Origin of the sequence: Rubritalea spongiae (assembly GCF_042652385.1) — a bacterium.
Taxonomy (GTDB): Bacteria; Verrucomicrobiota; Verrucomicrobiia; order Verrucomicrobiales; family Akkermansiaceae; genus Rubritalea; species Rubritalea spongiae.
Genome location: NZ_JBHSJM010000001.1, coordinates 586248 through 600444, shown reverse-complemented (window position 1 = coordinate 600444; position 14197 = coordinate 586248). Strand labels below are relative to the sequence as shown.

Sequence of the window (14197 nt, the reverse complement as noted above, 5' to 3'; positions counted from 1 at the left end):
GCTGGAAGGGGGAAGAGTTGGGCTGCATCTAAGATGTGTGAGATTTTCAGGTGAGCTTTATTGGATTCCAATAAAAAAGCACTTCGATTGCTCGAAGCGCTTTGGAAAGGGTGAGTCTGGTTTTGACTTACATGTTTGGAAGTTCGATGAAGCCTTCCAGTTTGCGGATACGGGTTGGGTGACGCATCTTACGAAGCGCTTTCGCTTCGATCTGACGGATACGCTCACGAGTCACCTGGAACTGACGGCCAACTTCTTCAAGAGTACGGCTGTAGCCGTCTTTGAGTCCGAAGCGTTGTTCGAGCACTTCACGCTCACGCTCGGTGAGAGTGTCGAGAACATCGATGATCTTCTCCTTGAGCATGGCAAAGCCAGCTTCTTCCATCGGGTTTTCTGCTGCTTTATCTTCGATGAAGTCACCGAAGGAGGTGTCATCAGAGTCGCCAACAGGAGCCTGAAGTGAGATTGGCTGTTGTGCCATTTTTAGAACGGCACGCACACGCTCTACAGGAAGGTGAATTTCTTCCGCGATTTCGTCTGGAGTGGGTTCACGACCGTATTCTTGTACGAGCTGCTTCTGCACGCGCATGAGCTTGTTGATCGTTTCGATCATGTGCACTGGAATACGGATAGTACGGGCTTGGTCCGCGATTGAGCGGGTGATCGCCTGACGGATCCACCATGTTGCGTAAGTAGAGAACTTGTAACCGCGACGGTATTCAAATTTCTCAACAGCCTTCATGAGGCCCATGTTACCTTCTTGAATAAGGTCGAGGAAGGAGAGTCCACGGTTGGTGTACTTCTTAGCGATAGAGATAACGAGACGAAGGTTGGCTTCGACCATTTCTGTTTTCGCCTTATATGCCATTTTCATCCAGTGGCGGAGATCCTTGTTGTTCTGGGTAAAGCCTTCGGTGTTAAACCATGCGTGCTGCTGAGCTTCACGGATTTTGGTTTCGAATTCTTTTTCGTCAGGGTGCGCTTGCAGCTTGCGTGTGTATTTCCAGAATGTCTTCTGGTAGTCTTCTACAACCTCGCAGAAATCTTCAACGACTTTCTGTTTGTAATAGAATCGCTGATAGAGCTTGGTGATGATCGCAAGTTGTTTTTCGAGTTCAGCTTCTAGCTTGGTTACGCCGCGAGGATTCTTGGCGTTGAGCTTACGGAAAATGCTATCAGTTTCTTCGTGGCACTGACGGAGTTGATCGCAGAGCTTAGGAAGTGTCTTCATGTAGCGCTCGCGGGATTCGATTTTTTTATCGAGAATTACGCGGTCGAAACGCTCTTTACCACGCATGAGCTTGTCAGCGAGTTCGAGGTAGGAGTCTGCTACGAAACCAAACTTGTGAAGGTATTTTTGAACTGTGAGTTCTGCATCTTCAATACGCTTGGAGATTTCCACTTCTTGCTCACGGGTGAGAAGGGGAACCTGACCCATTTGCTTGAGGTACATGCGAACTGGATCGTCGAGAATGTCGAGTTTCTGTTCGGTTTTTGGTTCGTCATCGGAGTCGCCTTCGCGCTTTTTGTCGCGGTAACGGTCAACTTCTGAGGCATCGATGATGTCGAATTCCATGGAGCGCAGGCGCTCGAGAATGGCTTCTACGTCAGCTGGTTCAACGAGGTCATTAGGGAGGATCTCATTAATATCATCGTATGTGAGGTACTCTTGCTCTTTAGCGAGTTTAATGAGTTCACGTACTTTTTCCTGGATTTCAGGAGTGTCGATACGGTTCTTAGGAGTCTTCTTGGCACGCTTTGCTTTAACTTCAGCTTCAGCATCGAGAAGTGCTTGTAGCTTAGACTTTGGCTTCGCCTCATCTTTTTTGCTAGTGGCTTTCTTAGGAGCCGCTTTTTTAGCAGTGGTCTTCTTGACCGAAGTTTTCTTAGCCGCAGTCTTTTTGGCGGCGGTTTTCTTCGCTGCTGTTTTTGTTGCTGCTGTCTTCTTCGCCGCAGTTTTTTTAGCTGCAGTCTTTTTAGCTGCAGTTTTTTTAGCTGCTGCTTTGGTTGCGGTTGTCTTCGCTACTTTCTTAGATGCCATAGTTAGCTATTGGTGAGCTGGATGGAGTGACATGTGCACAAGTCACCCGTAGAGATTTGTCAACACGCTTGTGCGCGAGACGAGGTACGAAACTTCCTTCACCTATAGTGATTCGTCAAGGCATTTCGTTCGTCCAGATCAGAGGGATTTATGGGATGGCTCGAAGCCGTCTTCTCTTACTCCTAACGAGAGTTGATCTTGTTTGTTGTAGCGTGTTTACAGTCAACTCTCTACGCGACTTGGTTTCGCGCGTAACTATTCACGGACCCTTTCAAGCTGGGCTCCTAGTGTGAGAAGTTTTTCATCGATATGTTCGTAGCCACGATCGATGTGGTAGAGGCGGTTGATCTCGGTGGATCCTTCTGCAGTGAGGGCGGAGAGAACGAGAGCGGCAGAGGCGCGAAGGTCGGATGCCATCACTGGGGCTGCGGAAAGTTTGTCAACGCCTTCGATGACTGCAGTGCCATTGTCGACCTTGATGTCGGCACCCATGCGGGACATTTCAGCACAGTGCATGAAGCGTTGTGGGAAGATAGTGTCCTTGATCACTGAAATTCCTTTGGTCACAGCGAAGAGTGAAGAGAACTGCGCCTGCATGTCGGTTGGGAAACCAGGGTGAGGGGCTGTGACGATCTTTGCGCCTTGTGGGTGCTTGCCAGGAATAATAGTTACTGAAGATCCAGCGTCGTTAAATTTGACGTGGTGTCCGGCTTCAATGAGTTTTTCGGTGACGGGAACGAGATGTTCCTTACATACGCGATGGAGCGTGATGCCTTCTTTACCTGCGGCCATTGCGCCAGCAACCATGAAAGTGCCAGCTTCGATGCGATCGGGGATGATGGTGTGTTCGGTGCCGTGAAGTTTTTCGACTCCTTCGATGACAATCTTGCTGGAGCCAGCGCCTGTGATTTTAGCGCCCATGCTGATGAGGAAGTTGGCGAGGTCGACGACTTCGGGTTCCGCGGCGGCAGATTCGATGATGGTGGTGCCTTTTGCAAGCACTGCTGCCATCATAAGGTTATCGGTGCCGAGGACTGTTGGGCCATTTTTGCCTCGCAGATCGACTTCCGCGCCATGGAGACCATTTGGAGTGGTCATGTCCATGTTGCCGCCGGCCATGTCGATTTCAGTGCCAATGGCTTTGAGTCCTTTGAGGTGGAGATCTACTGGGCGGTCGCCGATAACACAGCCTCCGGGAAGAGATACGCGGGCTTTTCCAAGGCGTGCTAGGAGTGGCCCCATGACGCAGATGGAGGCACGCATTTTGCGGACGAGTTCGTAGGGGGCTTCGTGGGTGATGTTCTTAGCGTTGACGCGGACTGTACCACTGGAACGTTCGACTTCTGCTCCGAGCGCGGAAAGGATCTGGATCATGTAGTTCGTGTCCGAGACGTCTGGCACGCGGCGGATGATAACATCTTCTTCAGTGAGAAGAGCGGCTGCTAGAATAGGAAGTGAGGCATTCTTAGCGCCTGAGATGTTTACCGAGCCGCTAAGTTTGTGGCCGCCGTGTACGATGAGTTTATCCATTTCTGAGTAAAGTTTGAGAGCTTGTTAGATGGTTTTCCAACGTGCTGTTGGGAAACGATAGATGCCAGAGATGTCTGGCAGGGTGTTGATGTCAGTGAATCCCGCAGCTGCTAGAAGTTGTTCTACTTCCTGATGTTGGTGGATGCCAATTTCGAGTGCGACACAGCCACCATCTTCGAGATGCGAAGGGCATTTCTGAATGAATTCGCGGATGATGTCCAGCCCGTCTTCTCCTGAGAAGAGAGCAAGGTCGGGATCGTACTCCAGTTCGGCAGCAAGACTAGCTCGGTCGCGTTCGGGAACATAGGGGAGGTTGGCTACGATGAGATCGTAGCGTTGGTCTTGAATTTCGCTGAAAAGGTTGGTGCGTACGCTGGTGGTGTTTTCGACGCCGAGAGCAGTGGTGTTTTTGGCGGCAAGTTCGAGGGCGTCAGCGGAAGTATCCGCTAGAGTGACCTGAGTTTGAGCGCCGTATTCGAGTGCAAGGGTGAGTCCGATCACACCTGAGCCAGTACCCATATCGAGTACTTTTTTAGGTGCTGACGGCTGTAGTTGCTTGAGAACGATTTCGCAAAGTTCTTCGGTTTCTGGGCGAGGGATGAGTGCTCGTGAGTCGGTGTAAAAATCGCGCAGATAGAATTCGACAGTTCCGAGGATGTGCTGGAGAGGTTCGCGCTGGCCACGGCGTTTGAGCATTTCGCGCAGCGGAGCTAAAGCTTCATCCGTGAGTGGCTCGTCGAAGCGGGTGTAGAGCTGGATTTTTGAGCATTCAAGTTGGTGGCAGAGCAGCAGCTGCATATTACGGCGTGCGTCTTCTACTCCTTTTTTCTCTAGCCACTGGGTGCCAGAGTCGAGTGTCTCAAGAATCGTTTTCAAAAAGCGTTAGAGCTAGTGGTGATTACTCGAGGCCCGCATCGGCGAGGCGGTGTTCCATTTCAGCTTTCATGAGGTTTTCTGTCAGTTCGTTGATTGCGCCTGACATGATACCTTCAATGTTGTGTGAAGTGTAGCCTATGCGGTGGTCGGTAACGCGTGACTGCGGGAAGTTGTAGGTGCGAATCTTTTCAGAGCGATCGCCTGAGCCGATCAGTGATTTGCGCTGAGCTGAATATTTTTCAGCTTCCTCGCGGACCTTGGCTTCGAAGAGTTTTGCGCGGAGAATCTGCATACCGAGTTCACGGTTTTGCGTCTGACTACGGCCGTCTTGACATCTGACTTGAAGGCCAGTTGGTAAGTGTGTGATTTGGACGCAGGAGTCAGTGGTGTTGACGTGCTGACCACCGGAGCCACCTGAACGAGTGGCTTGAATATTGAGGTCTTCTTTTTTGATTTCTAAATCTACTTCGTCGGCTTCTGGCAGGACGGCGACTGTACAGGTAGAAGTGTGGATGCGGCCCTGAGTTTCTGTCGCTGGTACGCGCTGGACGCGGTGGACGCCAGATTCGTATTTGAGGTAGCGAAATACTTCCTCGCCAGTGACTTTGAGAACGACTTCTTTGAATCCGCCGACTTCTGAAGGTGAGGATTCGAGGTGCTCAACTTTCCAGCCGCGGCTTTCGGAATGACGCTCGAGCATTCGCATGAGTTCGCCTGCGAAGAGCGATGCTTCATCACCGCCTGCTCCTGCGCGGATTTCGATGAGGGCATCTCGGTCTTCGGTCTCATCGCGCGGGAGGAGTGCGTATTGCACTTTTTCGGAAAGTTCCTCGATGGTGGCTTCGAGCTCTGGAATTTCCATCTCGGCGAGCTCGGCGATTTCTGGATCGTCTTCTTTGGCGAGTTCGCGGTTCTCGACGAGATTAGTACGCGCGTTCTCAAGAGTTTCCCACATTTCGAGAAGTTCTTTGAGACGACGGTGCTCACGCATAATCTCTGAGGCCTTTTTCTGATCAGAGAAAAGGTCAGGGTCGGTGATGAGTGTTTCTACTTCGGCGAAGCGTTCGCGTCGTTTCTCGATGAGAGAGGCGTAATCCATGGCGGGGAGAGTCTATTCAGATCTCTGGAGGTGCAAGTATTTTCTAGATGGAATGAGGAAAATAGACTGCAATACAGCAAATGAGTGAATCTAGTATTTGGGTAGCTTAAAATGGTGAGGGGCTATGGTGTTCTTCAGTGCTTCTATTGGCCATTTTAAATAGCTCAACTCAGAGTCTATTGCCTGCTGTTACGGTGTTGATGCTGCTATTTTTGTGTCGGCGTATCGGTAAAGATGTCATCCTCGGTCCAGAGTGTTTGGTCTGGGCCGGCTGAACGGATATCCATGTGTTGGCCTGAGAGGGCGTGAAAGAAATAGGGAGTTCCCCATTGGTCTATCAATTCGTTGCCGCGGAGGGCAGGGCTGTCGCTGGCGATGAAAACGATTTTTTTTGGGTTCTTGCCTAATAATTGTTCGGTAATTTCGAAGTTTTCTACGCCCACAGGGTTTTCTTTATAGGCGAAGCGATAATGTGTCAGCAGTTGTTGAATGACAGTTAGGGCATTTCTAGGCGATGGGTGACTGGCAAAGGAGCGACTAGTTTCGAGTGCTGGGGTGTACTGAACTTTTCCATCAGGTAGACGACTCAGACGCGAGTCATGTTCAGTAGAAGGAGTTGCTGCAGCTGAGCTTTGAGTCGTCAGAGGATGCACATGGTCTGATGCAGAGTGAGGGGCATCGCTGCTCTCGTTTGAATTTTTTATGCTGTCGACTGTGATGAGACTGACGACTAGCAGGAGGACTGTGAGGATTGTCCAAGTTTTTTTCATTTAGCAAATTTTCTAACGATCTAGCGGTGGACAGATTAGCTATAAGAATCCGAGGTTAGTTTCGGCAGAAAATGGGTCTTGGAAACGGTACAGGTTAGGAAAGATGGTGGCCATCTCTGAACTGCCATTCGGCACACCAAACCAGTTGGCTAACACTGATGAAAATTGGTCGACGGAGGTAGTGGGAATCCAGCGCCCGCGTGAGCCTCTCGGGACATCATCGATGCCGCCAATCGTGAGTTCTGGAAAACTACCATAGAGTTCACCGCCGTTGACTGCGCCTCCGAAGACGAATGTGTGGGAGCCCCATGCGTGATCTGTGCCTGCTGATTCGATGTCTGATCCATTTGGAGTCCATGTGCGGTTAAAATCTGATGCTTGGAAGGTGGTCACCTTGTCGTAGCTAAAGTTGGCGTCTTTTGCGTCGAGCTCTTTCATCGAGGCATTGAATGCGCCGATGGCTCGGTCAAGTTGCATGAGGAGGTCGGGAAGGTCATTGTTGATGTCTTGGTGGTTGTCGAAGCCGCCCAGATCGACAAAAAAGATTTGGCGATTATTGCCCAAGTACTCGCGGCCAGTGATCAGTCGGGCGATGGCTTTAAATTCCTCAGCGACGTTGCCATCCGCTTCATGGTTTGCGAATATCGTATCGAAATCGATACCAAGTGCCTGTTCGGCTTGGATGGCTTCAACGATAATGGCCTCGTTTTCGCGCGCACTGCGGACGACTTCGCTGTAGCCTTCTTCGAGAATGTGAGCGTGACTGTATTGCATAATACGCTCGAGGGCTTTGAGCCTTTCACCTGTGGCGTTTGACTTGTAGCTGCCATCAGTGTTGAGAGCATTACCGTAATTTGTGCCGAAGCTTGTGAGGCTGATCGCGCCAGTAGAGGTTACTGAGTACTGGGAGGTGTCCGCGCTGCCATTCATGAACTGATTGTTTCCTGCTGCTGTGATGAGCATGGAAGTTTGGCTTTGGAGGTTCCAAGTGTCGTTGTAGAGGTCGGCTACTCTAGCGCCCCAACCTGAGGTGTAGGGTTTGTCGGCAATGGAAGACATCCACTGCGTGACTTGGTCTGAGTGGGAAAAAAGCTGCTTTGGGAGGCTACTGGTACTGTATGAATTTTGGTGAGTAGGTTCTGCTAGGGTTCCCACATTACAGATGAAACTTGCTTCATTGCTGTTGAACATATTGGCTAGGTTCGTGAGGGAGGGATGCAGTCCGAAGTTTTCGCCGCTAGGGATGGAGATTGGCAGTGTGTTGTCGAGTCCGCTAGGATTGTAGATCGGGTGCACGATGCCGTTAGGGATAGCAACTGCTGCGCGATCCGCAGCATAGGATGCAGCCTGAGGGTTAGATCCTACAGGGATAAGGACATTATTCATGTCACAGCCACCGCGCAGAAATACGCAAACGAGAGCCTTGTAGTCATTTCCAACGAGCGTGGCGCCACCGAGACTGCTGGCTGAGGCTGAGTTGATCAATGAGAGCTGGGCAATGGTGTTGATGAGAGGGCCGATGCTCATCGCTCCACAAGTGCCAGCCTTGAGGAAGTCGCGACGTGAGAGATTTCCGAGATGTTTAGGCATATTCGTGATTATTTTTTAATTTGGTACTCGGGAGAGAAGGTGAGCAGGTAGAGCGCATCGGAAAGCTTGTTGAGTCTATCGGATTCATCATTGGATGTATCATAAGGATCTCCGTATGCGTTGGTGATCGCATCGATGATCAGCTCGCGTGGATTTTTCAGCCAGTCATCAAGTCCATGGATGTTTGGGTCATCGTCATCAGAGGGGTCGTATGGGTAGCGCATTTTGAAGAGACCATTGGTCAGGCGCAGGTCGAGTGCATCAAGAAGAGCTTCGTCGGCTAGTGACTCACTGCTGCGCCCGCGGGAGACTCTGCGGATTTGGCTGCGCGTGCCGTAGGAAGCACTCATGAGCGTCATGACATTAGCAGAGTTCGAAGCTAAGGTTTCGCGAATCATGAGCCCAGCTTTTGCCCAAGGATGGGTCTCGAGTAGGCTGTCGACACGTGCGATGATTTCTCCATCGCCGTCGAGCCATTGGTAGGCGAAGTGGAATTCGTCATTGCTGCTCCAGATGTCGTTTCCTGAGGCTTGAATTGTCATTGCGTCGGCAGCTGTCATGTTGGTTGAACCTGTGGCTGATACTGAACCGATGTCTTGGAACTGCCAGTCACTCACGCCTCCACTGAGAGTGATGTTACTGAATTGTGCGGTTGTATGTATTCCGTCGTCATGGCTGGTGACCGCGAGGCCGACGTAGGCTTCAGAAGCCATGGGCAGGACTTGGGTAGAAATGACATTCCAGTTAACGCCATCGACTGAATCACTAGTGATGAAGGTGTCGCCAATGCGCTGGAGGCGGAGCCAGTAGGGGGGCGAGACGCTGGAGCCGTTAATGGTTTCGGTGGAGCCGTCGGCAATAGTGGTGAGTGCGTCAGCGGGTTCAGTAGCTGGATAGAATGCGTCGGCTAATGCTTGTCTAGAGAGTTGTTGAGCATCATTATTGACAGCTTCAGCGACGCCACCAAAGGCAGCGATTTGGTTCGCGTCTGTACCACCTAATTCATCGCCAAATGGTCCGTATGTGGAGCGGATGATATCCTCGAAGTAGTTGATGTTTCGAATGATGTCTGGCTCGTTTGCCAATTGCATTTCTGGGGAGACGAGTTCGGCATTGTTGATGACACCGCTGGGAGAATAGTCGGGAAGGTAGTAGTTAAATACCGTGACTTGGCTGAAGGGGTTCATCTGTAAGCCTCGGCTGCCAGCAGAGGTTAATGCGCTTGGAGGCATGAATCTCACATTGCGGGTATGATTGTCGATCTGGTCGGATGGATAGCCGAAGGAGTCTAAATAGAGCTCTGGATTACTGAAGTCGCCAGGTGCCTCGTCGTATGGCGCCGCATTGGCTGGGTTGGTAATGGGTGTGTAGGTGTGAGCTTCCAATGAGCGCAGGAGTTGAAGGTAGCCCTCCAGCGGTGATTTTTTGAGACCGAAGGTGGTATCTTCAAGGTCGAGTTTGCGCGCTTCGGGATCGAGTAAAATGGCGCGGACGGTCAGTCCCAAATCGCCTTCGCTTTCTTTAAAGACAGAGGCCACGCGGTGCAGGTAGTCTTTGGAAGGGTTCGATGTCGTGAAGCGTTGGATAAGACGGCGCGAGATGAAAGCTGGAGTGCTGACGTGACTGTTGGTCATGTCATAATCAGGTTTTCCATCATCGGGTTTTCCTGCGAGCCAGTCGATGGCGGCTTCGATGTCAGCGATGCCTCGTTGTGTTGGGTCAATAATTGAAGTGTTATCGATGGTGGTTCCAGCGAAGGACTTGGGTCCGGGGCTGTGGTATTCACCGAACATCTTCATTGGGTAGAGGTAGGCTAGGCCTAGCACTCCAAAGGACCTTTGGTTGGCACCAAAATTAGTATTGTCTGCGCTGAATGGATTTCCGCCCCATCTGTCGAAGTAGCCATTGTGGCGGCTAAAACTTTGGCCTGTTAGGATTTTCGCAAACTCGCGGATGTCATCATTTGTGTAACAGGCTTTTGGGAGCCCTTCTGAACTGAGCTTGAGGCTTCCATCTGGCCAAGTTTCAAAAAGACCAATTGAGAAAAGCTGCATGTTTTCTCGGGCGAGGTTTTCATCGGGATAGGCATCATAAAATCCGTCGCCGTCAAAATCGATAGCTTTTTGGTTTTGCAGGCTTGAGAGCCATTTACCCATCACTGGGCTCCAATTGACGAAGCCGAGAACATCGCGGTAATGTTCAAAGGCGTATGTGTTAAGCATGTCTTGGTAGTTCGCACTGCCGTAGGGGGTGTCGCGGATGGAGGTAAGTGAGTCACTGACGACGACGATTTGCTGCAGAGCATAACCCATCTTTTGACGCAGTTGATCGTGGGCATTGATCATGAGTTGCCAATGTGCCTGTCTGCGCTGGACGTAGTTTGGTTCTGTGCGCAGGTTGTTGGTGCCCGCTAGGTTAAAGTCTGCACGATCGACTGGGTAGACGTCATCGAGGTACCAATGTTCAGGATTTTCATCGTCGCGGTTGATACTAGGCCAGCGGCTTGGCTTCACAGGGGTGGTTGACTCGCCAATACTTGGGTTGGATGTGCTGTCGAAGAGCTTAGCCAAGGTCATGAATTGGTAATGAGAGGCGAGAGTGTATTCAAGAAGGTAGGTCTGGTCGGTGTCGGCAATTTGGGTGTCGATCCAGTCGGCGAAGGCTTCATTTCTGTGGTAGTCAGGATCGTCTATACGTGCTTGTTCGATCACTTGGGTGAGCGCCTCTACCTCGGCGTCGGTTGCTCCGAATGTTGCTTGGTTGAGAAATCGACGGATTTCTGCTTCAAGTAATTGACCGGTCAGTTGCGGGTAGTCTGTTGAACCTGGCTGTGCTGCGGGTGTAGGAGCTGCGGGCTCGACGGAACTACCACCCGAGAGGCCTAGAAAAGACCAGATTTCACCGGCGGGGTTATCGACGGTATGGACGTTTAGGTAGAGAGGAGTTTCGTTGTTTTGAGCAAACAGCGAGTCGATGATGGTTTGTTTAGAGGCCGCCCCGCCCGCTGTGGGGACAGCTCCTGAAGATTCTCTAATGTCCCAAGGGTAACTGGTGAGAGGGCCATTCAGAGGGTCACTTTCGGCGTCGCCGGGTGTTTCGGTGATTTCGTAGATGATAGCGCCAGGATTTGGGCCGCTGCTTGACTTATGGAGGTGAGAGTCTTGTTGGGCAGATGTGAGCCCTGAAAATTCATTCCAGATTCGCAGCTCTGTGCGCGGGCCATTGAGTGTGGCGGTGAGATAGCCAGAGCCATTTGTGGTCACTGCTGCGGCACCATCTTGACTGAAAGTTCCCGTGAATATGGTGAGATTGTCCGGGTTGTCTGGAAGGTCGAAGAGCTGAATGGAAGCTCCGTTGAGTGTCTCAGAGGTGGTGTAGCTGTCATTGGCAGAGGGAACTACGGCGAGGTTCAGAGTCTCTGGGTATTCGTTGATTGAGTCATCGACGGCAACAACTGTGAGCACCTTTTCCATTTCACCAAAGGCAAAGCTCACAGAGTCAGTAATCGTTTTTCCATCTTGATCGACAAGGATATAATCTTCTGGTTCTGCAACTTCATCTCCCGCACTGCCAATGAGCGCACAGCAGGTGCCATCACAAACGGTCGCAACGCTGCCAGTGGTATCAAGTGCGGTGACACAAAGCTGAATTGTTAGGGGTGTCAGCGAGCCGGTACGCGTGATAGTAATTTCACCATCGTCTGGAATCGTGTTGGGGAAATTACTTTCAAAAGCAGCAGTGTCACTCGCTTGAAGTGCTATTTCAGGCTGATCCTGGGAATTATTTATCAGGTTAGTGAGTGTTTCATTATCAGCAATGCCATTGCTCGTTTCAGGATCGAAGAAGAGTAGGTTGTAATGGGTTCCGAGAAGGATTTCTTCCCAGTCTGGAATGCCATCACCATCTTGATCTGATTCCTCGACAGAGAGTTTAAAGAAATGGGAGGAGTCTTCATCGCCGTAGTCAAAATAGTTCGGAATGAGATAGCCTTTACCTGTGATTAATCCGCCAGTGAAGAGCCAGTCATCGAAGGCGATGTTAGGGGTGTTTGGATAAGGGATACGTAGACTGCTGAGAGCTTCGACCACACCAGGACCGTCACGGAAGGCTAGGCCGGTGGCTGAGCCAATAAGTTTGCCTTCGGGGTCACTGACATAAATATCAAAGGTATCTTCCAGTGTTGTGTGATTGCCAGTGGGGGTGTTGTAGTTGAAGCCATCGCTGGAGAGGGTCGCTACGATTTCGATCCGGTAACTCTTATCAAATTCGATCTCGATCTGTGTGTCGTTACCCGCGGCACCACCCGCCCGCACGACAGCAATAGTGCCTGCAGAATTATCTTCGATGTCGATGCGTGGTCCTTCTTGGCTATTGATTGAGCCATTTTGGAAGAAGAGATATGTGTCTTGAGCACCTGCGCTCATATTAAACAACCAAGTGGCGTAGAGGTGGTCATGACCACCAGAGCTGAAATTGAGTCGCTCCTCGGCATTTGTGCCCAGATCAGCATTGATGCGCTCGGCGTTTCCACTCAAGCCTGAGATATTATTTACAATGCCCGCACTATTCGCCCAGAGTTGACCAGTCTGGCCTGCGCTGTCGTAATCATGTTCTAAAAATACGGAGTCGTCTCTGGTTTCACTGAGGAATGGCACCTTGGCCAATGCGCTGCGATCGATGGCTTGAATGCCTTCGAGACCGGGGCCGCTCCATGCAATTTGGACGTGTTGGCCCGCGACGGTAGCAAGGTAGCGCAGGTCGAGGAGATAAGGTGAGTTAGCTGTGAGACTTAGTGTGGATGATCGTTGGGTGGGGTAGAGGTCCCACTGATTGGGCTCAATGTCTGATTGACTCTCTAGAATTTCGGCAATTTTTACAGGAACAGCATCCTCGCTTAGAGCATTGAAATACAATTCCGCTGGGCCACCAGAGGAAAGGTAAAGTGTGTAGTCGCCTGATTGAGGCGGGGTGATAAATGTCGTGAGTCGTCCGCCGTAGCCACTCGCTTGGAATCTGGGGGCTTCGATAGAGGTCGTGCTGATGCTTCCGTCGGGTGGGCTAGGGAACTCTGCTTGCGAATAGAGCTCATCGATCGATGAGCCTAATACGTCTGCCCAAAAGTCGATACGAATGGGGCTCAGGCTATAGGATAAACCGCTTGGCTTGATGAGTAGCGAGCGCTCATTACCATCACCGAACCAGCTATTGATCGATTGGAATTCACTGAGATTGTTGGAATGCGAAAGGGTGTAGGTCTTTCCCTTAACGGTTTGAAATGCGAGTTCTATTTCATCGGTGTTTTGGGCAACGATGAGAGGTTTGATGAAAGGGTGGTCACTGTTATCGAATGGGTCGGTGCCCGCGATGCACTCGTCGATATTTTTAAAACCATCGCCATCATCGTCTTCGAGTAATTCGAGCGAGTTGGCATTATACAATTGTTCCCATACATCACTGAGGCCATTGTCGTTGGTATCGACGGCTAGCGCGTTGCAGAAGAAGAGGATAAAAGTGCTGGGCAGCAGCGCCGGGAGAAAAGCTGAGGAGGAATGCACAGCACATCTTGTGATGTTACCGTTCATTTGTGGCGACGATAGCGTCTGCTTTAATTAGGCCAAGAATATTTTACTGTGGCGACGGATTTTGTTAATTCCTCAACAGGAATACTTTATTGAAATTTTGTATTCTTGTGGTGAAAAATGGCTCAGCTGGCCATCGCAAATAATTTAGGTCGCGTATGCTGAGCTTTCTTTTCAAGAAGTGCCTCGACCCATTGTGTAGCTAGGCTTGGGGGGAGCCAAGCGGGGCGTGATTTGACCTTTTTCCAATCTTGGTAGCATTGCTCGCGATATGGCTGGCCGAGGCGCTCTACGATCCATGCTTCGTATTCTAGCCACCACTTAAGCAGGGGTGTCATGGCGTCGAGTAAATCGGCAGGAGCGAGCGTTTCTAAGTCGTCGTCTGTCCATTGTCCGGCGATGAGTTTTTCTGCGGGAAGCCACTTATAAAAGCGGTTCTTTTTGCGAATGAAGACGGTCTTGGAGGACTTGGTATAGATCGCGGCGCATGAGCCGTAGAGTTCGATGGTGTGGTTTTCCGTTTCCAAGCTGTAGCAGCTGGTTCCCTTGAGTCCTTTTGATGGTGACTTGGTGAAACCATATTCGAGTAATTGATTACCAGCGGGGTGGATGACATCTTTACCCAGAAAGAACATCTGTTGGTAGAATCCGTCGGTACAATCCTTTAACAATAAACGTAATTTCTTTCTTTCCAGATCCATCTCTCTCCCTT

8 protein-coding genes are annotated in these 14197 nt (G+C 50.7%); all 8 read right to left on the bottom strand.

The features are described 5' to 3' along the window. Nucleotides 1-127 precede the first annotated feature (127 nt). Entirely contained in the window at nucleotides 128-2041 is a 1914-nt protein-coding gene (gene rpoD, locus ACFPK9_RS02945; protein WP_377093125.1) for an RNA polymerase sigma factor RpoD, read from the bottom strand. A gap of 255 nt (nucleotides 2042-2296) precedes the next feature. After that, nucleotides 2297-3571 (bottom strand): UDP-N-acetylglucosamine 1-carboxyvinyltransferase, encoded by a 1275-nt coding sequence (murA, locus tag ACFPK9_RS02940; protein WP_377093124.1) that lies wholly within the window; start codon nucleotides 3569-3571, stop codon nucleotides 2297-2299. 24 nt (nucleotides 3572-3595) lie between these two features. After that, nucleotides 3596-4447 carry a peptide chain release factor N(5)-glutamine methyltransferase gene (gene prmC / locus ACFPK9_RS02935; protein ID WP_377093122.1) on the bottom strand — a complete coding sequence of 284 codons (852 nt, stop codon included), beginning with the start codon at nucleotides 4445-4447 and terminating at the stop codon, nucleotides 3596-3598. Between the two features lie 22 nt (nucleotides 4448-4469). After that, nucleotides 4470-5546 (bottom strand): peptide chain release factor 1, encoded by a 1077-nt coding sequence (prfA, locus tag ACFPK9_RS02930; protein ID WP_377093120.1) that lies wholly within the window; start codon nucleotides 5544-5546, stop codon nucleotides 4470-4472. 206 nt (nucleotides 5547-5752) lie between these two features. Further along, a complete protein-coding gene (locus ACFPK9_RS02925) occupies nucleotides 5753-6316 on the bottom strand; it encodes a hypothetical protein (RefSeq protein WP_377093119.1) in 564 nt (187 codons plus the stop codon). A gap of 39 nt (nucleotides 6317-6355) precedes the next feature. Next, nucleotides 6356-7906 (bottom strand): DUF1501 domain-containing protein, encoded by a 1551-nt coding sequence (locus ACFPK9_RS02920; protein WP_377093118.1) that lies wholly within the window; start codon nucleotides 7904-7906, stop codon nucleotides 6356-6358. An 8-nt stretch (nucleotides 7907-7914) separates the two neighbouring features. Further along, on the bottom strand, nucleotides 7915-13461 hold the full coding sequence (locus ACFPK9_RS02915; protein ID WP_377093116.1) for a DUF1800 family protein: 5547 nt from the start codon (nucleotides 13459-13461) through the stop codon (nucleotides 7915-7917). A gap of 149 nt (nucleotides 13462-13610) precedes the next feature. Beyond that, a complete protein-coding gene (locus tag ACFPK9_RS02910; protein WP_377093115.1) occupies nucleotides 13611-14186 on the bottom strand; it encodes a hypothetical protein in 576 nt (191 codons plus the stop codon). Nucleotides 14187-14197: the final 11 nt, after the last annotated feature.